This window comes from Streptomyces sp. NPDC050211, assembly GCF_040656035.1.
Classification (GTDB): Bacteria; Actinomycetota; Actinomycetes; order Streptomycetales; family Streptomycetaceae; genus Streptomyces.
In genome coordinates, this window is the sequence record NZ_JBFALC010000009.1 from 107,671 (window position 1) to 127,700 (window position 20,030).

The 20,030-nt window shown below is 69.0% G+C and carries 27 protein-coding genes and 2 pseudogenes; 19 read left to right on the forward strand and 10 right to left on the reverse strand.

Features of this window, described 5'->3' with window-relative positions; translation table 11 throughout:
• Positions 1-110 precede the first annotated feature (110 nt).
• The 8 genes from AB0I98_RS12190 to AB0I98_RS12225 all read left to right on the forward strand — a co-directional run bounded on the left by AB0I98_RS12190 (position 111) and on the right by AB0I98_RS12225 (position 5,010).
• A complete protein-coding gene (locus tag AB0I98_RS12190) occupies positions 111-1,337 on the forward strand; it encodes an ATP-binding protein (protein ID WP_362939528.1) in 1,227 nt (408 codons plus the stop codon).
• Positions 1,337-2,116, forward strand: a complete 780-nt coding sequence (locus tag AB0I98_RS12195; RefSeq protein ID WP_362939172.1) for a response regulator transcription factor — start codon at positions 1,337-1,339, stop codon at positions 2,114-2,116. The genes AB0I98_RS12190 and AB0I98_RS12195 overlap by 1 nt, the downstream gene beginning before the upstream one ends.
• 112 nt (positions 2,117-2,228) lie before the next feature.
• The gene (locus AB0I98_RS12200) at positions 2,229-2,417 is read left to right on the forward strand and encodes a Flp family type IVb pilin (protein WP_328372764.1); all 189 of its coding nucleotides are present in this window, start codon (positions 2,229-2,231) and stop codon (positions 2,415-2,417) included.
• A 56-nt stretch (positions 2,418-2,473) separates the two neighbouring features.
• A complete protein-coding gene (locus tag AB0I98_RS12205) occupies positions 2,474-3,037 on the forward strand; it encodes a pilus assembly protein TadG-related protein (RefSeq protein ID WP_362939175.1) in 564 nt (187 codons plus the stop codon).
• A 16-nt stretch (positions 3,038-3,053) separates the two neighbouring features.
• Complete coding sequence (locus tag AB0I98_RS12210) at positions 3,054-3,638, forward strand: hypothetical protein (RefSeq protein ID WP_362939178.1); 585 nt, start codon at positions 3,054-3,056, stop codon at positions 3,636-3,638.
• Between the two features lie 8 nt (positions 3,639-3,646).
• Positions 3,647-4,294, forward strand: a complete 648-nt coding sequence (locus tag AB0I98_RS12215) for an OmpA family protein (protein WP_362939181.1) — start codon at positions 3,647-3,649, stop codon at positions 4,292-4,294.
• 45 nt (positions 4,295-4,339) lie between these two features.
• Complete coding sequence (locus tag AB0I98_RS12220; RefSeq protein WP_362939184.1) at positions 4,340-4,621, forward strand: Arc family DNA-binding protein; 282 nt, start codon at positions 4,340-4,342, stop codon at positions 4,619-4,621.
• Positions 4,618-5,010, forward strand: a complete 393-nt coding sequence (locus tag AB0I98_RS12225; RefSeq protein WP_362939187.1) for a hypothetical protein — start codon at positions 4,618-4,620, stop codon at positions 5,008-5,010. Before AB0I98_RS12220 ends, AB0I98_RS12225 begins: the two co-directional genes overlap by 4 nt.
• Here AB0I98_RS12225 and AB0I98_RS12230 read toward each other — a convergent pair.
• The 4 genes from AB0I98_RS12230 to AB0I98_RS12245 form a co-directional block, all read right to left on the reverse strand.
• Entirely contained in the window at positions 4,991-5,494 is a 504-nt protein-coding gene (locus AB0I98_RS12230) for a hypothetical protein (protein WP_362939190.1), read from the reverse strand. The two genes, AB0I98_RS12225 and AB0I98_RS12230, sit on opposite strands and share 20 nt — an antisense overlap.
• A 121-nt stretch (positions 5,495-5,615) precedes the next feature.
• Positions 5,616-6,461: a GNAT family N-acetyltransferase gene (locus AB0I98_RS12235; RefSeq protein ID WP_362939193.1), complete on the reverse strand. Its 846-nt coding sequence runs from the start codon at positions 6,459-6,461 to the stop codon at positions 5,616-5,618.
• Between the two features lie 73 nt (positions 6,462-6,534).
• The gene (locus tag AB0I98_RS12240; RefSeq protein ID WP_362939196.1) at positions 6,535-6,726 is read right to left on the reverse strand and encodes a hypothetical protein; all 192 of its coding nucleotides are present in this window, start codon (positions 6,724-6,726) and stop codon (positions 6,535-6,537) included.
• Between the two features lie 10 nt (positions 6,727-6,736).
• Positions 6,737-7,588 (reverse strand): helix-turn-helix transcriptional regulator, encoded by an 852-nt coding sequence (locus AB0I98_RS12245; protein WP_362939199.1) that lies wholly within the window; start codon positions 7,586-7,588, stop codon positions 6,737-6,739.
• 292 nt (positions 7,589-7,880) lie between these two features.
• Here AB0I98_RS12245 and AB0I98_RS12250 point away from each other — a divergent pair, with 292 nt between their 5' ends.
• The 6 genes and pseudogenes from AB0I98_RS12250 to AB0I98_RS12275 all read left to right on the forward strand — a co-directional run bounded on the left by AB0I98_RS12250 (position 7,881) and on the right by AB0I98_RS12275 (position 10,431).
• Positions 7,881-8,375, forward strand: coding sequence for an ATP-binding protein (locus tag AB0I98_RS12250; protein ID WP_362939202.1), 495 nt, complete (start codon positions 7,881-7,883; stop codon positions 8,373-8,375).
• A 52-nt stretch (positions 8,376-8,427) separates the two neighbouring features.
• Positions 8,428-8,596, forward strand: a pseudogene (locus tag AB0I98_RS12255) (type II toxin-antitoxin system RelE/ParE family toxin); the annotation flags it as partial.
• 43 nt (positions 8,597-8,639) lie between these two features.
• On the forward strand, positions 8,640-8,978 hold the full coding sequence (locus AB0I98_RS12260; RefSeq protein ID WP_362939204.1) for a helix-turn-helix transcriptional regulator: 339 nt from the start codon (positions 8,640-8,642) through the stop codon (positions 8,976-8,978).
• 88 nt (positions 8,979-9,066) lie between these two features.
• Positions 9,067-9,528, forward strand: a pseudogene (locus AB0I98_RS12265) (OmpA family protein); the annotation flags it as partial.
• Positions 9,529-9,595: 67 nt separating this feature from the next.
• Positions 9,596-10,075, forward strand: a complete 480-nt coding sequence (locus AB0I98_RS12270; RefSeq protein ID WP_362939207.1) for a hypothetical protein — start codon at positions 9,596-9,598, stop codon at positions 10,073-10,075.
• Positions 10,072-10,431, forward strand: coding sequence for a hypothetical protein (locus AB0I98_RS12275; protein WP_362939211.1), 360 nt, complete (start codon positions 10,072-10,074; stop codon positions 10,429-10,431). The genes AB0I98_RS12270 and AB0I98_RS12275 overlap by 4 nt, the downstream gene beginning before the upstream one ends.
• A 176-nt stretch (positions 10,432-10,607) precedes the next feature.
• Here AB0I98_RS12275 and AB0I98_RS12280 read toward each other — a convergent pair whose 3' ends face one another.
• Positions 10,608-11,030: a helix-turn-helix domain-containing protein gene (locus AB0I98_RS12280; protein WP_362939214.1), complete on the reverse strand. Its 423-nt coding sequence runs from the start codon at positions 11,028-11,030 to the stop codon at positions 10,608-10,610.
• 88 nt (positions 11,031-11,118) lie between these two features.
• Here AB0I98_RS12280 and AB0I98_RS12285 point away from each other — a divergent pair, with 88 nt between their 5' ends.
• A complete protein-coding gene (locus AB0I98_RS12285) occupies positions 11,119-11,940 on the forward strand; it encodes an NAD(P)H-binding protein (RefSeq protein ID WP_362939218.1) in 822 nt (273 codons plus the stop codon).
• An 88-nt stretch (positions 11,941-12,028) separates the two neighbouring features.
• Positions 12,029-13,060, forward strand: a complete 1,032-nt coding sequence (locus AB0I98_RS12290) for an alpha/beta fold hydrolase (protein WP_362939221.1) — start codon at positions 12,029-12,031, stop codon at positions 13,058-13,060.
• A 57-nt stretch (positions 13,061-13,117) separates the two neighbouring features.
• On the opposite strand, the gene AB0I98_RS12295 is transcribed toward AB0I98_RS12290, so the two are convergent.
• Genes AB0I98_RS12295 through AB0I98_RS12305 form a run of 3 tightly spaced genes read right to left on the reverse strand, consistent with a single transcriptional unit; the run spans position 13,118 to position 14,991 of the window.
• Entirely contained in the window at positions 13,118-13,654 is a 537-nt protein-coding gene (locus AB0I98_RS12295) for a hypothetical protein (RefSeq protein WP_362939223.1), read from the reverse strand.
• Positions 13,655-13,675: 21 nt separating this feature from the next.
• Positions 13,676-14,611, reverse strand: a complete 936-nt coding sequence (locus AB0I98_RS12300) for a hypothetical protein (protein ID WP_362939226.1) — start codon at positions 14,609-14,611, stop codon at positions 13,676-13,678.
• Positions 14,612-14,628: 17 nt separating this feature from the next.
• The gene (locus AB0I98_RS12305) at positions 14,629-14,991 is read right to left on the reverse strand and encodes a DUF805 domain-containing protein (protein WP_362939229.1); all 363 of its coding nucleotides are present in this window, start codon (positions 14,989-14,991) and stop codon (positions 14,629-14,631) included.
• A gap of 178 nt (positions 14,992-15,169) precedes the next feature.
• Between AB0I98_RS12305 and AB0I98_RS12310 the strand changes: the two genes are divergently transcribed.
• The gene (locus AB0I98_RS12310) at positions 15,170-16,534 is read left to right on the forward strand and encodes a cytochrome P450 (RefSeq protein ID WP_362939233.1); all 1,365 of its coding nucleotides are present in this window, start codon (positions 15,170-15,172) and stop codon (positions 16,532-16,534) included.
• A 16-nt stretch (positions 16,535-16,550) separates the two neighbouring features.
• On the opposite strand, the gene AB0I98_RS12315 is transcribed toward AB0I98_RS12310, so the two are convergent.
• The gene (locus tag AB0I98_RS12315; RefSeq protein WP_362939236.1) at positions 16,551-16,928 is read right to left on the reverse strand and encodes a DUF192 domain-containing protein; all 378 of its coding nucleotides are present in this window, start codon (positions 16,926-16,928) and stop codon (positions 16,551-16,553) included.
• 79 nt (positions 16,929-17,007) lie between these two features.
• On the opposite strand from AB0I98_RS12315, the gene AB0I98_RS12320 reads away from it, so the two are divergent.
• Positions 17,008-17,886 (forward strand): LLM class flavin-dependent oxidoreductase, encoded by an 879-nt coding sequence (locus AB0I98_RS12320; protein WP_362939239.1) that lies wholly within the window; start codon positions 17,008-17,010, stop codon positions 17,884-17,886.
• Complete coding sequence (locus AB0I98_RS12325) at positions 17,883-18,698, forward strand: class I SAM-dependent methyltransferase (RefSeq protein ID WP_362939242.1); 816 nt, start codon at positions 17,883-17,885, stop codon at positions 18,696-18,698. The genes AB0I98_RS12320 and AB0I98_RS12325 overlap by 4 nt, the downstream gene beginning before the upstream one ends.
• Positions 18,699-18,702: 4 nt before the next feature.
• Here AB0I98_RS12325 and AB0I98_RS12330 read toward each other — a convergent pair whose 3' ends face one another.
• A complete protein-coding gene (locus AB0I98_RS12330; RefSeq protein WP_362939245.1) occupies positions 18,703-19,860 on the reverse strand; it encodes a winged helix DNA-binding domain-containing protein in 1,158 nt (385 codons plus the stop codon).
• Positions 19,861-20,030: the final 170 nt, after the last annotated feature.

Sequence of the window (20,030 nt, forward strand, 5' to 3'; positions counted from 1 at the left end):
CGGTGGGCGAAGTCGGTGAGCTGCCGGTTGGAGAAGCCGGTGAGCTGCGTCCTCAGGGGCGCCGACTCTCGGCCCCCGCACTCCCGCTCCAGGTGAACGCCCTTCAGGCGATGTGCCGCCAGGTCTTCGGCTTCCGCCTCGCCATGATCGCCCTGGCCGCCCCCTCAGCACTCCTCAACGCCAACCCGGGCTGGGGCACCCGCCTGGTCGGCATCGCCGTGGTCGTCACCTTCATGGTCTCGTACGTCCTCTTCCGGGACTGGGAACGCTTCGGCCCCCTCCTCCTGCGCCACCCCACCCTCCTGGCCCTGGACACCCTCTTCGGCTCGCTCCTCCTGATCTCCGCGGGCCCGGACACCACCCTCGCCTACGTCAGCGTCTGCACGCCCCTCCTCGCGGGCATCGTCTACGGCTGGCGCGGCGCCGCCGTGTTCGCATCGCTCCAGTCCCTGATCCTCCTGCTGGCCCACACAACCCTGCAGAAGGGCCAAGCGGACCTCGCGGAGTCCCTGCTCCTGCCCGGTTTCTGCGTCATCAACGGTGCGCTCGGCTCCGCCCTGCGCAACCTGATGCTCCGCTTCGGCACCGCCACCCAGGCCCTGACCACGGTGAAGGCCCGCCTCGCCGTCACGGAGGCGGTCGACGCGGAACGCGCCCGGCTGGCACGGGAGATGCACGACTCGGTGGCCAAGACCCTGCACGGCGTGGCCCTGGCGGCGGACGGCCTGGCGAACTCGGCGAGCGCACGGGACACGGACCCCGCCCTGATCAAACAACAGGCGGAACTGATCGCCCGAGCGGCACGCAGGGCAGCGGCCGAGTCCCGCGAGCTCCTGGAGGACCTGCGCCAGGAATCCGACCCGAGCCCGACGACGGAAATCCTCACCGAACTGGCGGCCTACACCCGCGACTTCACGAGGCGTACGACTCTCCCGGCGACGTTCCATCCGACGGCCGGTGCCGACGATCAGCCACTTCTCACTGCGCACGCAGTGTCCCGCCAGCTCCTCACGATCGTCGGCGAGGCCATGGAGAACGCCCACCGCCACGCGTCCGCGACCCAGGTGACCGTACGCGCGGGCGTCCACGATGGCGTGCTGCGCATCAGCGTGTACGACGACGGACGCGGCCTGCCGCCCGGCTCCACCGTCGAACAGCTCCGCGGCTCCGGCCACTTCGGCCTGCTCGGCATGGTCGAACGCGCGGAGTCGATGGGAGCGCGTCTCCACATCGGCCGAGGCGACCACGCACGAGGCACAGAGATCCGCCTCGAACTCCCCTTGGCGGCCCTGAAGCCACACAGCAGCAACAGCAGCAAACGAAAGGAGGCCGCCTGATGCCCCAAGACCTCCCGCAGGTACGGGTATTGGTCGCGGACGACAACCCAGTGGTCCGAGCAGGCCTCACCGCGCTGCTGTCCGGCCGCGAGGACATCACCGTGGTCGCGCAGGCCGCCGACGGGCGCGAGGCCTGCGAGGCGGCGTCTCGGCACCGCCCCGACGTGATCCTCCTGGACGTCCGCATGCCCGAACTGGACGGCATCTCGGCACTGCCGCACCTGGCCTCCATCGCCCCGGTCATGATGCTGACGTACAGCACGGAACCGGCGACCGTCCGGGAGGCCCTGCGCCAAGGAGCGGCCGGTTATCTGGTCCACGGCGAGTTCACGGCGGACGAGCTGGTCACCGCCGTGCGGGACATCCGGGAAGGCCGACGGCACTTCACCCGCACGGCGGCGAATGCGACTGCATACGGTGAGAGTTCACCTGCCCGTCGCCCGAAGCTACCGGAACAACTCGCTCCACCAGGCCAGTTAGCCAAGGCGGGCAGCCCGCCCGCGCCCACTTTCGGGAAAGGGCTTTCGCAACTGCAATCGTATATGGGACAGTCGATGGACCGGTCGCGGTTCCGACTGAGCATGAGGGAGGCGGAGATCATGGACCTCATCGCAACTGGCCTGAACAACCAGCAGATCGCCGCCGCCTGCTTCATCAGCGAGAAGACCGTCAAGAACCACATCAACCGCATTTTCGCCAAACTCCACAGCACCAGCCGCGCCCAAGCCGCCGCGAAGTGGCTGGGCACGGCACCGAGTTCCGCGACAGGACTGGGGTGACCTGCGGTGACGTCTGGGCGGAACGACAAGACGAGTGGCCGGCTCCCCAGCCAGGTCCGGATTTGGGCCCTGGGGCCCTCGGCAACCCGGGGTGTTCCTGCATACACTCCGCGTGCCGAAGGCGACGACACCGGAGGGGTGCGGCATGCGGATGCGCGACAACGACAAGGGGCAGACTGCGGTCGAGTACCTGGGGATCATCGCGGTGGTTGTGGCGATTGTGTTGGCGATCACCGGGACGGACATCGGTACCACCATCTACGACGCCATCACCGCGCAGATTGCAAATCTCACCGGCTGAGGTCGGCGTACAGGTTCCGCGACGCAGGGCAGGCTTTCCCCATCTACATCACGGTGGTGGGAGGTCTGCTCTTCCTTGCGTTCGTTTACCTGGCGGTAGGCCAGGCCGCCGCGAACCGTAACGGCGCCCAGACGGCAGCGGACGCGGCAGCACTAGCGGCTGCCCTCGACACCCGTGACAAGCTCACGGACGAGTGGGTCGACAACGTTCTCGACCCGACGAAGTGGCAGGACATCTTCAACGGCGAGGTCGAAGTCTTCGGCGGGTGCGAGCGGGCCAACCAGTTGGCAGCGCAGAACGACGCAACGGTGACGGCTTGCGGGGGACCGGGCGGGTTCCCTCTTGGCTACGACGTCACTGTCCAGAGCACGGAGTCCGTCGGCGACTCCATCGTGCCCGGTACAGAGGACACATACTCAGAAGCCTCCGCCACCGCCGTGATCGATCGGCTGTGTGAGTTCGAGCTCCCGGGTGAGGATGCCGGGGACGACGTGCTGCCGGAGCTCAAGTGTGAGGGTGGCATCAGCTGGCCTCTGAACCCGGACGATCTCGACGATCTCCCGGGCCCCGAGGATCTCTTCGACGTCCATCTGGCCGACGGGCAAGCGAATGACGAGTGACGAAGGAAGCAGAGCGATGAGCATTCGGTTCACTGCGAAGGCCCGCAGGAGGATGGTCGCGTTGACGCTGGCGGCCGGTCTGGCCGTCGGTGTGGCCGGTTGCGGCGGCGGAGGTGGCGGCGACGACGAGAAGCCGCAGGCGTCCGCGTCGGCCTCCAAGGACGGCGGATCCGACCCGAGTACTCAGGAGGGGCAATCGGAGACGCCTCTGGCCGAGATGAAGGGCTCGGACGGGCTGCTCCTCCAGATCACCTCTGCTCAGCGTGACTCCGGCGGCTTCCTCACGGTGAACGGGAACCTGAAGAACGACGCCGACAAGAGCGTCCAGGTGCCCGGGGCGGTGCGGGGTGACGAGACGGAGATCATCCAGCACGGCAGGTCGCTCGGCGGCGCCACCCTCATCGACTCGAAGAGCAAGAAGCGGTACTACGTGCTGCGCGACACAGATGGCCGTCCGCTGACGACCACAGGCTTCTCGATCCTCAAGGCCGGCGACAGCCTGGCAGTGTTCATGCAGTTCCCGGCACCCCCCGCCGACACGACCGAAGTGGCGTTCCAGTTGCCGACGTTCGCCTCAGCCACCATCCAGATCTCCGGGTGAGGCCGACGATGACCGCCACCTCGACCTGGAGCGTGCCTCCCCGTCTGGCCCTGACCCTCGGCGCCACGTCCGTCATGGTCGCGGCCACCCTGCTGGCCCCGACCCATGCCCGTGCCGCCGACGGCCCCAGCGTCCCTCCGGGCACCGAACCCTCCGCTTCCGCCCCCGTCGAGGTCGACCCCAACGACCCCGACCTCAAGCTCCCCGAAGGGGCCACGCTCGCCGCACCCAAGGTGCTGGACATCAAGCAGGTCGTCGAGGACCAGAGCGGCGACGAACGCCGGGAAGACACCAACGCGGACGTGAAGTTCGCGCTCCAGGCGGAGGTCCTGTTCCCGAAGGACAGCGCGAGACTGACGGGCGAGGCAAGGTCACGCCTCTCGGCGATCGCGGACGAGATCAAGACCCAGAACGCGACACGCATCCGTGTCTTCGGCTTCACGGACAACCTCGGTTCCTCCGCCCACGGCGACGTCCTCTCCAAACAGCGTGCCAACGCCGTACAGAAAGTCCTGGACGAGGAACTGAACGACCCCAACATCACCTTCGAGGTCCGCGGCTACGGCGAGCAGTACCCGATCGCCTCGAACGCCACGGAAGAGAGCCGCAGGAAGAACCGAAGGGTGGAGGTCACTTTCCCGCGCTCCGAGAACTGACCGTGACGAGAAGCGTGAGGCGTATACGTCACGTATACTTGCCCCATGTCTGACGTCATGATCCGCGTGCCCGCCGAAGTCCGTGACCAGCTTGCCGCAGTGGCGGAGGCACGTGGGACCAGTCTCCGTGCCCTGATGCAGGAAATAGCGGCTCAGACGCTGACCCCCGAGCAGATCAATGAGCGGGCCGATCGCACCCGCGCCCTGCTCGCCGAGCGGTTCGGCCATTACGTGACGGACGAGGAATCCGCGGACATGCGGCGCAAGATGCGGGAAGCCGCGGCCGCGCACCGGGCTTCTCTCGCCGGGGCGGAGTCGTCCGGTTGAACCAGCTCGAGCACTATGTCCTCGACAGCCCTACCCTGCTGGCGATGGGAGGCAACAAGCAGGTCTCCGGCCTCATCCATGCCGCGGCGTCCAGCGATGACGTGCGCCTCTGGCTGCCTGTCCTGTGCCTCGTGGAGGCTGAGCGCGAGCGTGCGGGGATCGTGGCCCACGCGGGTGTACTGCTGGACGTCTTCCGCGTCATCGACGACGACTACGCGATGGCCATGACCGTCGCCGACCTGCTGCGCGACGGTGTCGCTGCCGGTGTCGCCGCAGCCGTACACGTGGCGCGGCCGAACCCGATGCTTCCCGACGGAGCACTGGTTGCCACGGTCGCACCGGAGGTCTACGCCGGGCTGGGAGTCGCGGTCATGGACCTGAACCGCTGACAGGCCCTACTCCGGTCGCGGGGGAGGAGCACTTCTGTTCCTCCTTGGATTGCGCACGCGTGAATCCGGTGAGCGTGACGGCGCATACCGCGAGCACCGCTGTCGCCGGATTGACGTACGAGGGGACGACCGCCGCTTCGACAACATGGCCGTCGCTGGTGCGGCATCCGAACTGCAGTGGAACGAACGACGTGTCGTATGCGGTGAGTTGTCGTGTGCCGACGGCCCTGATGCACGCACGGGACTGGTCGGTGTCGTCGAGGAAGAACAGGTGCAGAACGCCCCAGGAGTACATACCGATCAAGACGGCCCACGCCAGGGTGGCGAGCGCCTTGACTGTCGCTCTCGTCGCTCCGGCTCGCCGGGCACGGATCAGCAGCCTGGTCCCGCGGAAGGTGAGCCATGGCGTGGTGATGACGCCGATGAGAATCAGCAGGAGGACAACAACGGGATTGTGTCCTTCGTAGGGTGCGTCGCCTGACACCTGTGCTCCTGTCACATGTTCCGGGATACGGAGAGTTGTACTTCTCCATCACGTAGTACAGGCCGAGTCGCTTCTTCGCCTCCCAGAACCGAGTTCCGGCAACGCCGAGGAACTGGCGAACTTACGACCGTGCGGGTTGGTTTGCGATCAGAAGAGTGGTGTCGGCAGGGCGGAAGCCCAGGCGGGCATAGATGCGGGCGACGGCGTCCTCGGCGTAGGCGAGAAAGACGGTACGCACCCCGTGAGCGCGGGCGTGGGTGGCCAGGGCGGCCGTAACGGCGGCGGCCAGGCCCTGGCGCCGAGCGGTGGGGAGGGTGCCGACGCCGCCGATCTCGGTGGTGCCGCTCGCCGGGTGGTAGTGGCCGACAGCAATCGGAGTGCTGTCAGGGGCGAGGGCAGCGATGAGTACCTTGTGCCCGGCGCGGATGGCGGGCCGGGTCATCTCGACTGTCCCGTCTTCGGTCAGCTCCTCAGCCACCGCCGACAGTTCCGCGCGGCCCGCCGGGCCCACTGCGGTGCCCGCCTCGGCGAAGGCCAGGCGGGGAAGGGCAAGGGCTCCAGGCAGAGCCCGGTCGTCAGCTGTCAGCCTGCGGATCGTGACGCCATCCGGCAGGGGCGGCGGAGGCACCGGGTGGTGGGGGTCGAGGACCATCAGCGGGCGTTCTTCCATCGGCAGGCCGGCGGCCTCAATGCGGGAACGCAGCGTCGGCGCCGCCTCGGCCAGCCACTCGAAGGCCTCCGGCACGCCGAGTTCGCGCTGCCTGGCGCGCACCCGGGCGATGTCAGCGGCGGTGACTGCCGCAGCACCTTCGGCGGTGGGCTGAGCATGGCTCGGACCACCGTAGTACGGGGCTCCTGGCTCTCTCCGTACGAACAGCCGCAATGGGCCGAACTCTTCTGCGTCCGCGAACAGTCGGGGCACGACGGCGTAGTACTGCTCAATCCGGGCACGCAGCAAGTCATTCATGCGGCGCATCCCACCACGCAGCAGCGGCAGGCCGCACCGGAAATTACGGCTCGGAACGGCGAACCACGATGCCCTACAGCAGGTGGTCGGCCTTCCCGGCCTTGATCTCGAGGATGAGGTTACGGAGTGCTTCGCGGCTGTCGGTGAGGTGGTGGTCCTCCTGTCCGGCAACGGCGATGTAGGCGTTGCCGTCGGAGTCGGTGCCTATGCGGAAGCAGTTGTTGCCCTCGCCGCAGTACGGGTCTTCCCAGTTGATATCGGTCACGGTGGCGTCCTTACAGATCGCGGGCGACGTTGCGGATGAGGTCGCGCGAGGCCGTCGGCGGCAGTGCCGCGCTGTCCATCCAGTCCAAGTGGGCACGGTACTTGGTGAGCTGGGCATCAGCGCCGGTGAATTCCGGCCCGTGTGCGGAGTCCAACTGCACCGTGTCAAGTTGTGGCACAGCACCGTCCGCGTACAGCAGTGCGTGACCGGCTCCCGGAAAGTCACGTACGCCCATGGGGATCACCCGTACGTCGATCGACTCGCGCTCGGACTGCTCGGCCAGGTGCGCGAGTTGCCGCCGGGGCACGTCGCCATCGCCGTACGTCATGCGTAGCGCGGCCTCGTGGACGTAGGCGACGTACGGAAGCGGGGCGGGTCGTTCGAAGACCTGCTGCCGCTCCATGCGATGGGCCACGCGCAGCTCGACCTCCAGTCGGCTCAGCGCGGGCAGTACGGCGGCGAACACCGCACGGGCGTACGCCTCTGTCTGGAGCAGCCCGGGTACGTGCATGACCTGCGTGGTCCGCACGCGTGCGGCGTGCCACTCCAATTCGGCGATATCCAGCAGCCCGGCGGGCAGTGTGCCCCGGTGCCGCTCCCACCATCCTCGTTCCTTGGCCTCGGTCATGGCGACCAGGGCGTCGACGTAACTTCCTTCGGCGCAGGCGTAGTTGCAGGCGAGTGTGCGGACGCGTTCGGCGGAGAAGGGGCGGATGCCCGACTCCATGTTGGACAGGCGCGTCCGGTCGATACCGAGCAGTCCGGCGGCGTACTCCGTCGTGGCCCCGGCGGCGAGCCGCATCTTCCGCAACTCGGCACCCAGCCGTTTCTGCCGCTCCGTCGGCGTAGTTCTCGTGGCCATGCCGTCCCTTCTCGCACTGTGGTCGGCATCAGTTTGCCGGTACACCCTGCCCCGGTCCATCACTGGTAGGGGTAATTATCTCTGAACTGATGGACACAGTGACCCTGTCGCCCATACATTCAGTGACGGGTCGACTACAGAACGAGCCGACCTCTCCGTCGAACCGGAAGCGCATCGCGCGAGCCCGCCCGTAACCTCCTGCCCTGGGAGGGGTGGGCCCGCGCCAGGGAGACAGGCCACCGGCAGGAGTCGAACTCACCCCCTACCGAAGCGAGTTGCCATGCCCGATCACATGACGACGACGTGCTCGAGCCCCACTGACCTGCCCTCCACTCCACCGATCCCCGAAACCCTCACCTACAGCCTCACTCTCCCCGCCGCCCTCCAGAGCCCGGCGACCGCCCGCGCAGCAACCCGCACGATCCTGCAGGCCCACGGCCTGGACGACGTAGCCGAAGCAGCCGTACAGGCGGTGAGCGAACTCGCGGCCTGTGCCTGCCGTTTCACCTCGGCCACGGAGGTGTACATCTCCCTCCGCTACCGCGAGGGTGCCCTCCGCGTGATCCTCTACGACGCCCACCCCCGCCACGCCAACCCCCACCTCTCTGCAGCCTGCGACGCCCGCCGCCGCGCAGCCCTCCGCCTGCTGGCCTGCGTAGTCCGCACCTGCGACGGCGACTGGGGTTTCGGTGAGGCCTATGAACCGACCGGCGGCACGCGGATGTGGGCGGTCCTGCCGCGGCAGGGAGCCCGCACGTATCTGGGCGACGGTCGCACGAATGGGTGACGCGGCTCGCGAAACGGGAGGCATGCCTCGCGACAGCGCCTACGTTCGCGGAGTGACTGAGCCGTACGTGATCGAACTGGAGCCGGAAGTGAGGTGCTGGCTGGAGGGCCTGCCCCCTTCTGGGCGGGAATGCCACGCGGGTGGCTTACGGGCTGGCGCCTGGGCGGCGGATCGTACTGCTCACCGTCTTCCGAACGACCAGAATGCGAGAGGAAGCCAAGGACCCGCTCATGACGAGTTCACCCGCGAGGTCCGGGAGGAGCTGTGAACCACACACGCTGGAAGCTGTCGCGTGAACGAAGGGCCGCCAAGGGTTACGTCGAACCGCCCGAGGTGATCGCCGAGCGTGAGCAGATTCGGCTGGCTCATGAACTGGGACAGCTGGTGCACGACCGGCGTGCGGCTCTGAGGCTGACGCAGTCCGCTCTGGGGGAGCGACTGGGCGTGACCGCCGATGAGGTGGAGGCCATCGAGCTGGGCGGAATGCTTCCCATCACCGCAGACCTGCTGGTCAGGCTTGCGGTAGCGCTGGAGGTCGCGGTGGACCTGCATGTCGTCGCCGACGGGCGTAACACCGTGGTGTTCGAAGAGCGCGCTGCGTAGCAGCACGGTCCACGCTGGACGTGATCGATGGCCGCGGAGCCGACCCACCGGAAGGGCCGGTGAGGCGATTGCCCGCGCCGCAGACGGCCTCAAGCTCCCCGAGGGGGCCACGCTCGCCGAGCCCAAGGTGCTGGACATCAAGCAGGTCGTCGAGGACCAGAGCGGCGACGAACGCCGGGAGGACACCAACGCGGACGTGAAGTTCGCGCTCCAGGCGGAGGTCCTGTTCCCGAAGGACAGCGCGAGACTGACGGGCGAGGCGAGGTCACGCCTCTCGGCCATCGCGGACGAGATCAAGACCCAGAACGCGACACGGATCCGCGTCTTCGGCTTCACGGACAACCTCGGTTCCTCCGCCCACGGCGACGTCCTCTCCAAACAGCGCGCCAACGCCGTACAGGAAGTCCTGGACGACGAACTGAACGACCCGAACGTCACCTTCGAGGTCCGCGGCTACGGCGAGCAGTACCCGATCGCCTCGAACGCCACGGAGGAGAGCCGCGGGAAGAACCGAAGGGTGGAGGTGACCCTCCCGCGCTCGGAGGGCTGATTGCAGGGGCTGCCCTCCCTCTTTGGAGTGATGGCGCCAGGGCTGGTTTCGAAGTAGTTTCAAAGTCATGGGTACCGAGAATGCAGCCGTGAACTTCTCCGAGCTGGTGAACAAGAACAAGCAGACGCTTGCCCGGCTCCAGGAATCGCCGCGACTGCTCCTGCACCGCAGAGACGGCGAGGACCTGGTCCTCACCACCGCGGCGCGGGCCGAGCAGGACCAGACCGTGGTGTCGGCAGCCACCCGAATGCTCGCCGCGATCGCGCGCCGGGAACCAGGCAGCACGGAACTGCTCCTCGACATACTGCCGGACGCCTTCCCGTGGGTCCGTTTCCTGCCCGAGCCGGATCTCCACGCCTTCGCTGTCGAACTGGTCGACACCATGCGTGCCGCCGACTCGCTCGGCAACAGCGCGTCCGTCGCCCAACTGCTCATCGCCTGGCAGCACACCGCCGAGGTCCACTCCGACCCCGAACTGCTGGCCGCGTTGACCAGGGACCACGGCGAAGACTACGGCCCGGTTCCGGATCCGCGGGGTGCCGCATGACCGCGGGCCGCGGCGACCGCGCCGCACCACCGGCCCCAGACGGGCACTGGGAAGTCCGCTTCGCGGACGCGGCCTCGGCCAAGGGCTGGGAGAGCCTCGCCCAACAGGCCCGGGAGAACACCTACCGCGCCTGGGGCACCATGCGCACGAACCCCAGACCGACCACCGAGACGCCCCGGCATCACCGGCTCAAGGGCGGTCTGGCGCATGGCACCCACCGCGGGCAGACCTGCGAGCAGTGGCAGATCGAGGTGACCGGCGGCGGTCGCATCTGGTATCTCGTGGACACATCCCGCGAAACCTGCTGGATCACCTTCGCAGGCACCGGGCACCCGCGAGCCACAGACCGACGCTGAGCCAGTGCTGCCGGGCTGAGTGCCTTCCTGTTACCGCAGACCTGCTGGTCAGGCTGGCGGTAGCGCTGGAGGTCGCGGTGGACCTGCATGTCGTCGCCGATGGACGTAACACCGTGGTGTTCGAAGAGCGCGCTGCCTAGCAGCACGGTCACACCGGACTGCATCAGCATCATCCGTCACCGGATGTCGTGGCCAGGGTGGGTCTCGTCGTACTCGTGCCGTGCCTCGGCGATGACGGCGCGATGGTTGAGGGACCAGTCGGCGAGTGCCTTGACCAGGTGGGTCAGGCCGGTTCCGGTTTCGGTCAGGCGGTAGTCCACGTGGGCCGGGACGGTGGGGTAGACGGTGCGCAGGACGAGTCCGTCGCGTTCGAGCCTGCGCACGGTGAGGGTGAGCATGCGCTGGGAGATGCCGTCGATGGCGCGCTGCAGTTCTCGGAAGCGGCGCGGTCCGCCGGCGAGTTCGACGATCACGAGTACCGACCATTTGTCGCCGATCCGGTCCAGGACATCGCGGATCCCGCAGTCCGGGTGGTCTTCGCGCCCGCAGGGATCGAGGTCGGCGGGTGCGGTGGTTACCTCGGTGTGCGTGGGTGACATCAAACTGCCTTCTTGTGGCCGGTATGTGGGCGGTTCAGGATCAAGCGTAGTTACCGAAGAGAACCACCGACGGAAGACTACGGCTGACATGATTCTGGTGACCGGAGCGAACGGGAACCTCGGCTCTGCCACTCTCGCGGCGCTGCATGCCCGAGACGCGCCAGCGACAGGAGGCAGCCGCACTCCGAACGGCGAGTTGCGGCGGCTCGACTTCGACGATCCCTCCGGCATGAACCTCGCCGGTGTGTCCACCCTGGTGCTGATCTCCGCCGGGTACGCCGAAGACGACCAGGTCATCGGGCGGCACGCGGCCGTGCTGGACGCTGCCGTCCGCGACGGCGTCCGGCATGTCGTCTACACGAGCCTGACCGGTGCCGGTGAGCACCTCGGTTTCGCGCTGGCGCACCGCGCGACCGAACGGCTCGTGCGCGCTTGCGGCTTGCCATGGACGGTCCTTCGCAACGGCCTCTACGCCGAACTCTTCGGCGGCCTGCTGATGTGGGCCGACGGCGGGATGGAGTCCGCGTTCGGCGACGGCGCCCTGGCCGCGGTCGCCCGTGCCGACCTCGCCGAGGCCGCCGCGGTCATCGCGGCGGATCCGGCCCCGCACAGCGGACGCACCTACGACCTCGTCGGCACGCCCATCACGGCAGCGCACGTAGCCGACCGCCTCGGCGTCCCCCACCGCACCATCGGCCTGGCCGAGTACCGGCGCAGGCTCCTCAGCCAGGTGCCGGAACTCCTGCCGTTCCAGCCACCCATGCTCGCCTCGATCGCGACCGGCGTCCGGCACGGCTTTCTGGACAGCACCGGCCCCGACCTGGCCGACATCCTTGGCCGTCCAGCCTCCGACCCACTGGCCAGGGCTGTCTCGACCGCGGCGGCCACGAGACCGTCGGCAGGTGGATGACGCCGGTGTGTGGGTGTCGGTAGGTGCACCATCCGCCGGGTGGGCAGAGCCATGGTGGGGCGCAGAGCGCGTTCATAGCCTCTTAGCCATGGCTGACAAAGAGAGCAAAGAGAGCACTGAGAAGGCCGCGACCTCCCGGCGGCAGGCATTACGACGTCTCGCCGCAGGCGCCGGTGGGGCCGCGCTCGCCGTCGGTGTGGGTGCGGGAACCGCGCGGGCGAGCGACGCCGAACGGGCCACGGCACGGACCCGGCACGGCATCCGTACGTACGTCCTGGTCCATGGCACCCATAGCGCCGGCGTCTTCTGGACGGCGGTCGGCAGGGAGCTGGCGCTGCGCGGGCACCGCGTGGTCACGGTGGACCAACCGCTGCACGGGACCGAGAAGTTCATCCCGAAGGCGTATCAGACGCAGGACTTGAGCGCCCTCGCGACGGAGCCCTCGCCGGTCGCCGCGCTCACCCTGGACAACTTCGAGCGGCGGGTCACCGGTGTCGTACGACGCGCCGCGCGGCTCGGTGGGCCCGTGGTGCTGGTCGGGCACAGCATGGGCGGGCTCTCGGTGAGCAGGGTGGCGAACGCCGTGCCTGAGCTGCTGGCCCACATCTGCTACATGGCGGCGTTCTGCCCGAGCCGCAGCATGCCGTCACTGAACGACTGCGCGGGCTCGCCGGAAGGGCAGCTCGCCATCAGCCCGCTGGAGCAGATCGTCGGCGACCCGGGGAAGCTGGGTGTGCTGCGCCTCAACTGGCGTACCTCCAGCCGCCGTGACCTCGCCGTCTTCAAGGAGATGACCTGCGCGGAGTACACGGACGCCGAGTTCCTGCGGGTGCTGGAGGGATTGCAGGCGGACGAGTCGATGACGGCGTACGCGGGCCGGGCCGTCGGGCGCGCGGAGACATGGGGGCGGATTCCGCGGACGTATCTGCGGTTCGGCAAGGACAGGACCGTCGCCACGGAACTCCAAGACCGCATGATCGCCGAAGCCGATGAACTCACCCCGCACAACCGCTTCACGGTCCACAACTTCCCCGGCTCCGGCCACATGGGCCCGACGGACCCGGCCCGCGTGACGGATCTCCTGCACGGCCTGCCGACCGCGCGTCGCGCCGGTGGGTGACGCGGCCCGGCGACACCGACGTCAGCTCCCTGGCACGTCAGCCCTCGTCAGTCCTCGTCAGTCCTCGTCCGAGCCGGACAGCGCCTCGCTGATCAGGCGGGTCGCGAAGTCGGGGTCGTCGGTGATGCGGTTGATGTGCTCCGCGAGCAGAAAGGCGGTGACCTCGAGGGGATTCATCTCCTCCTCGGTCCAGTCTCCGTACTGTTTGCGCCACAGGTTGGGGCTCAGACCGGTGCCCGCGGCGATGACGAGACCGGCCATGGTGGGGACGGCCTCGGGACGGACACTCCTGGGCATCATGTGCATCGTGGCCACGAGGTTGGGCACCACGTACTCGATGACGTCCTTGTCCTGGCTCTCGTGGGCCTTCCGCAGCCACGTCATGAACATGAAGATGAGCGTGCACGTGCCGTCCAGCAGGGCATCGGCTCCCTCGGGGCCCAGCGACGCGGTGAACTGCTCGATCAACGCCTGCTGTTCGGGGTCGGTCTCGGTCCTGCCGTCGTGGACGCTCTTGAGGCGAGAGTCGATCATCATGAGCGCTGCACCCACATCACCGACGGGAGCGTGCTGAGGGTCGCAGGGCGATGACACCGAATTCCTCCTTCACGGCACCTACTTGGTACTGAACTTCAGCACGGCGCCGTCCTTGTTGACCGCCGTGGCATCGACGTGGGTCTTCTTGCCGCCCGCTGTGGAGAACGCGCCTCCCCCGCCGCCGCCGAACGACATCTTGCCCACGTATCCCGAGGGATCGCTGTTCGTGACGGTGACCGTGGAGTCCTCCACGCTCACGTGCAGATTCCAGTCGCCGACGACGAAGTCCACCGGCTTGGTGACGAGGATTTCACAGTTCCCGTCCTTGCAGGCGCCGGTGTCCCTGCCGTTCTCGGCCTTGGGCAGCGGGCCGGTCGAAGCCGGGCTCGGGGACGGGGACTTGGAGGCGCTGGGGGACGGCTTGGCGGGCGGGACGCAGCGGGGCGCGAGCCCGTGGGCGGCCTTGAGCCTCGGCTCCCCGGCAACCACGGCCGGCAGTCCGGGTTCCGGCATCTTCAGGGCCTCGACCAGCCCGGCCATGCGCTTGGCCCGGCCGACCTTCTCCTTCTCGGACAGGTTGAAGACGGCCATGACATCGGACAGCTTTTCGGCCTCCTTGGCGGCCTTGCCGACGTCCTCGGCCAGCCGGTCGTGCAGCCGGTCCGCGGCGGCGATGCCCGTCTTCCGTACGCTGTCGAGCTCCTCCGCGAACGTGTCGAGGTCCGTCGCGGTGCCCGACAGATAGCGTTCCGCCTCGAAGTCGACCGGCAGCATCGCGTCTTCGGCGGGATCGGTGACGTCCTTGATGTCCTCGGCGCTGTCCTTCTTCAACGTCTCGAATCCGTCGACGGACTCACACATCCCGTCGGCCCAGACGACGAGCGCCCGGCTCGGCACCGGGCTCGCCGACTCCTTGGCCCCCGAGCTGTCCGTGCCCTCCTGCGACGAACAGCCGCCGACGGCCAGTACGGCCCCGACCACCACCACCGCGACGCGCTTCACCGATACGGCCATGTCCATCCCCCTGCCTCTCACCAATTCACCTTCGTGCCAGGCGGCAGGCCGTACTTGTTGCGCCGCGGGTCGCCGGGTTCGCAGAGAAACCCGAGGAGCACGATGAGCCCGACCAGCGGGATCAAGGACCAGAACCAAGCCCAGCCGCTCCGGCCGCAGTCGTGCATCCTGCGTACGAAGACGCCCAGCGTCGGCACGACCAGGAACATCCACACGAAGGCGACGACCGGGAACTCGAATTCGACGGTCAGGGCGATGCTGGGTATGTAGCAGATGAAGCCGAAGAGGATGAACCACCAGTACTCGGACCGGGCGGCCCGGCCCTTCCAGGAGAAGGTCTGTGTCAGGCCGCTCCTGACCGCTTCCGAGAAACTCACCATGCCCCACCTCCGTCGTCGACGCCGACGAGCACGGTAGGCAGTCCCCGCGGGGACCCCTCCCGACATCGGGTGGGTCAACGGCCACGTGGCCTGCACCACACAGGGATTGCCCTGCCCACGGACCCGGGAAGAGATCACGGCGCTGTCTCCATGAGACTCTGCGAAGGGAACCCGCCCCGTGACCACCGCGTCTCCCCCCATGCCCAAGGCGCCCGGCTCATGGCCCCTGCTGGGCCACGCGATACCCCTCCTGCGCGACAACCTCGCCTTCATCGCCTCGCTCCGCGCCTACGGTCCGCTCGTAGAGATCCGCCTCCAGCCGCAGCAGCCCACCGTCGTCGTCAACGATCCCGCCCTGATCCGAACGATGCTGGTCGACGCCGCCCCCACCCTCGACAAGGGCCGCTTCTTCGAGAAGATGGGCCAGCTCCTCGGCGACAGCGTCGTCACCGCCGCGGGCACGGAACACGTCCGCAAACGCCGCCAACTCCAGCCCGCCTTCCGCCAGACCGAGATCACGCGTTACGTCGACCTGATGCGCGAGCAGGTCACCGCGGCCCTGGCCGACTGGCGCCCCGGGCAGGTCCTGGACGTCCGCGAGGCGATGGTCAAACTCTCCCTCGACATGCTCGCCTCGACCGTCTTCTCCGGCAGCATCGACGAACACGCCTTCCAGCAGTTGCGCCGCGACCTCAGCGTCGTCATGAACGGCGTGGGCACCCGCATCATGCTCCCCGACTGGGCGGAAAAACTCCCGCTCCCCGCCAACCGCCGCTTCACCGCGGCCCGGGACGCCGTGCGCGCCACGATCGACGCCGCGGTGGCCGAGCTGCGCGCCTCCGAACGCGACACGGGAGACATGCTCTCCCTGCTGCTCCGGGCCACCGACGAGGACACCGGCCGCCCCCTGACGTCGTACCAGATCTGCTCGGAGATCCTCACCCTCGCGGTCGCCGGTACGGAGACCACGGCCTCCGTCCTCTCCTGGATCCTGTACGAACTCGCCCGCGCCCCGGAGATCGACGCACGCCTCCAGACGGAACTCACCGACGTCCTCGGCGAACGCCCGGTCACCTTCGACGACTTGCCCCGCCTGCCCTACCTGAACCGCGTCATCCAGGAGGCCACCAGGCTGCACCACACCGGCTGGCTCGTCACACGCCGCACCCTGGAACCGCTCCGCCTCGGCGACTGGGACATCCCGGCCGGCACCGAACTGGCCTACTGCCAGCACGCCCTCCACCGCGACCCGTCCCTCTTCCCCGACCCGCTCACCTTCGACCCCGACCGCTGGCTGGACACCGCCCAGCCCCCACCGACCGGCGCGTTCCTCCCCTTCGGCGCCGGCAAGCACAAGTGCATCGGCGACCGCTTCGCCCTCACGGAACTGGCCACCGCCATCGCGACGATCACCCGAGAGGTCCGCCTCGAACTCCCCCCGGGCCGGACGGTGCAGCCGGTGGCCCGCGCGACGGTACGGCCGCGGACGCTGCTGATGACGGTCCGGCGGCGCGAGCGGGCAGGGGCGGCGGCGGGAGCGTAGGGACTACCCCCAGGGACTACTCCGCCCCCTCGATCTCCACCCGAACCCCGACCCGCAACCCCCACCCGCTCATAACCCCCGCCTCCGCCTCCACCACATGCCGGGCACGAAGCCGGGGCATCCCAAGTCGCCCCGGCTTCATGGTCGTCACGGCGATGACCTTGAGGTGGCGGTCGAGGTAGGCGACGTCGATGGGGATCCGCATCCGGAAGGTGTGCACGCTGTTGGCGGGGGAGAGCACCATCGCCCCGTCAATGGCGTCCCGCCCCAACAGCCCTTTGGTACGGGCGCGATACGAGGCGGCGATCTCCAGAGGTACGGAGACGGCATCCGCACGGCCGCCGCCTCCGGGCACGACCAACGTCCCCTGTCCGTCCCGCCAACCACGCCGCATCCCAGCAGGGTGACACAACGGTGTAGACGCGCGGGAAAAGATGTTGTCCATCGCGTCGCGGCCCGGGTAGGAAGGCCGTATGACGATTGGACTCGGTGCCGTGTTCCGCCCTCAGCTGCCGCCCGAGCGACTGCGGGAGGTGGCCCGGCTCGCGGACGAGACGGGACTTGAAGAGCTCTGGCTGTGGGAGGACTGCTTCCGGGAGGGCGGGTTGTCGACCGCGGCCGCCGCTCTCGCCTGGACGGAGCGGGTGCGCGTCGGGGTCGGGCTGCTGCCCGTGCCGCTGCGGAACGTGGCCATCACCGCGATGGAGGTCGCCTCGCTGCACCGGATGTTCCCGGGGCGCCCCATTGTCGGCGTCGGGCACGGCGTGCAGGACTGGATGGGGCAGGTGGGCGCCCGGGTCGAGTCACCCGTGACGCTGCTGCGCGAGCACCTGCTCGCCCTGCGAACCCTGCTGCGCGGCGAGCGGATCACGACCGACGGGCGGTACGTCAAGCTCGACGACGTCGCGCTCGACTGGCCCCCCGCCGATCCCGCGCCGCCCGTCCTCGCCGGTGCCACCGGGCCCCGCTCGCTGCGGCTGGCCGGTGAGGCGGCCGACGGGACCATCCTCACCGCGAGTACGCCCCCCGACGGCGTCCGGCGTGCCCGGCAACTCATCGACGAGGGACGGGAGTCGGCCGGTCGTACCGAACCGCACAAGGTCGTCGTCTATCTCCTCACCGCCACCGGTCCCGGCGCCGCCGCACGGCTCCGCGCCGAGCTCGACGCCGAAGGCGTGGCATCCGTCCCGGACCTCGGTGTCGCGGGAGACGCCGGAGCCGTCGCCAAGGCCGTCCAGCGCCTCGCCGACGCCGGCGCCGACACGGTCGTCCTGCAGCCGACCGGCGACGAACCCGACCCGGAGGGGTTCGTGCGGTTCGCGGCGGAAGACGTACGGCCCCTGGTCCCGTGAGCCGCCCGGCGCCCGGTGCCTCCCGCACCCACGAAGGCCGCACCTACGAAGACCTCGTCGAGGAAGCTGTGACCCACCCCACCGACGGCTGGGACTTCTCCTGGTTCGAGGGCAGGGCCACGGAGGCGCGGCCCTCGTGGCGTTACGCGGAGTCCATGGCCGCCCGCCTCCGCGGCACCACCGCCGTGCTCGACATCCAGACCGGCGGGGGAGAGGTCCTCGACTTCGCCCTGGAGCGCGCCCAGCCGGATCCACCGCTCCTCACCGTCGCCACCGAGGGCTGGCCCCCCAACGTCGCCAAGGCCACCGCCCTCCTCCGCCCCCGCGGCGTCGCCGTCGTCGCCTCGCCCGAGGACGCCGCGCTTCCCTTCGCGGACGCGACGTTCGACCTCGTCGTCAGCCGGCACCCCGTACGCCCCCACTGGCCGGAGATCGCCCGCGTTCTCCGCCCCGGCGGCACCTACTTCGCCCAGCACGTCGGCCCCAGCAGCGTCTTCGAACTCGTCGAGTACTTCCTCGGCCCGTTGTCCGACGAGCAGCGCAACGGCCGCCACCCCGACCGCGAGCGCGCCGACGCCCAGGCCGCCGGGCTCGAAGTCGTCGACGTACGGGCGGAACGCCTCCGTATGGAGTTCTACGACATCGGAGCCGTCGTCCATTTCCTGCGCAAGGTGATCTGGATGGTCCCCGACTTCACCGTCGAGGCCTACGAACCCCGACTCCGCGCCCTGCACGCCGAGATCGAGGCACACGGCCCCTTCGTCGCCCACAGCACCCGCCACCTCTTCGAACTGCGCAGGCCGCCGGGCTGAGTCCCTACGCGTGCGGCCCCGCCGTCACCGTCCCGATCACCAACTCCGGCCGCGCCTGCAGCACTTCCCCGACCCGCTCCACCTGTCGCCCCAACTCCCGTTCCTGCCGCGCCGTCAGCCGCCCTAGCGGCTCCACCGTGACGGTCGTACGACGTCCCTGGCGCCGTTGGTGCCACACGCCCGCCGCCACGCCGTCGACCAGCAGCACCGGGTAATTGCCGGCCTGACCACCCGCCAGCGCCCTCTCGTACGCCGGACCCCGGAAGAGTCGCTCACGCGGCTGGGCGGCGATGCCATACGCGTCGAAGTACGGCAGCAGCCGGACACCACGGGCCCCGCGGCCAGCCTCCGGAAACTCGGTGTCCCCCGCCACCACCCAAGCCGGCACGCCCTCGAAGTCGACCTCCTCGATCTCCCCGGCCTCCGCAAGCGTGCCGAACAGCCCGCCCGCCCAACTACCTGGCGCCGCAAGCCATTTCGCGAAGTGCCGCGGCGTCGCGGGACCGTACGCCCGCAGATACCGGCGCACGAGCATCCCCAGCGCCTGCTCCGGCGGCAGCGGATCGAAGGCAGGCGGACGGGTGTACGTCACCTTGCGACCGCGGTTCGGGCCGAAGCACAGGGCACCCGACTGCCCTGCCCGGTGCATCACCTGACGCCAGCGCGGCCACATGTCCTGGAACGCCGGCATCACCCGGTCCCCGGCCCACGGCCCCGTCCGCGCCACGACCTCCTCGCTCAGCTCGTCCACCGTCAGGCATACGCCGTCCAGCGCGTCGCCGATCGCGGCCACGACCTGCGCCACCTGCTCGTCCGTCATACGGGCGGCGGGGGCGAAAGGGCTCGGCCCCGACGGGACCGCCGTCAACGCGGCGCTCCACAGGGGGAGTTCGTCAGCCGGGAGGAGATGCACCGTTCCGCGCGGGCCGTGCGTCTTCACGAGCGAGCGGTCCTCCCAGAGCGCGGCCCGCACGTCCGTCCGGGTCACGCCGACCGTCCGCACCCCCACCGACAGCTCCGCCGCGGACAGCACCTGCGCATGCGCGCCGAGCATGGCGGAGACCACGGCGGCCACGTTCCCGCCCGCCTCCGCAGGGTTGGCCAGGAATTGCCGTTCCAGCCGACGTGCGCTCGCCGCGTCCCAACTGATCCTCAGGGTCATGGGACGACGGTAGGACGGAAGTAGGCCGGAAGCTGTCCGCTATGCCGAGGAGGCAGGGCGCGCATGTATGTGCAAATCGGGCTATTGGTGCTTTGCCGGTGATTCGCCCTTCGTATTCATCGATCATGCACGGTTTCCACATTGTTATCGCAGGTGGCTCGCACCCGGCC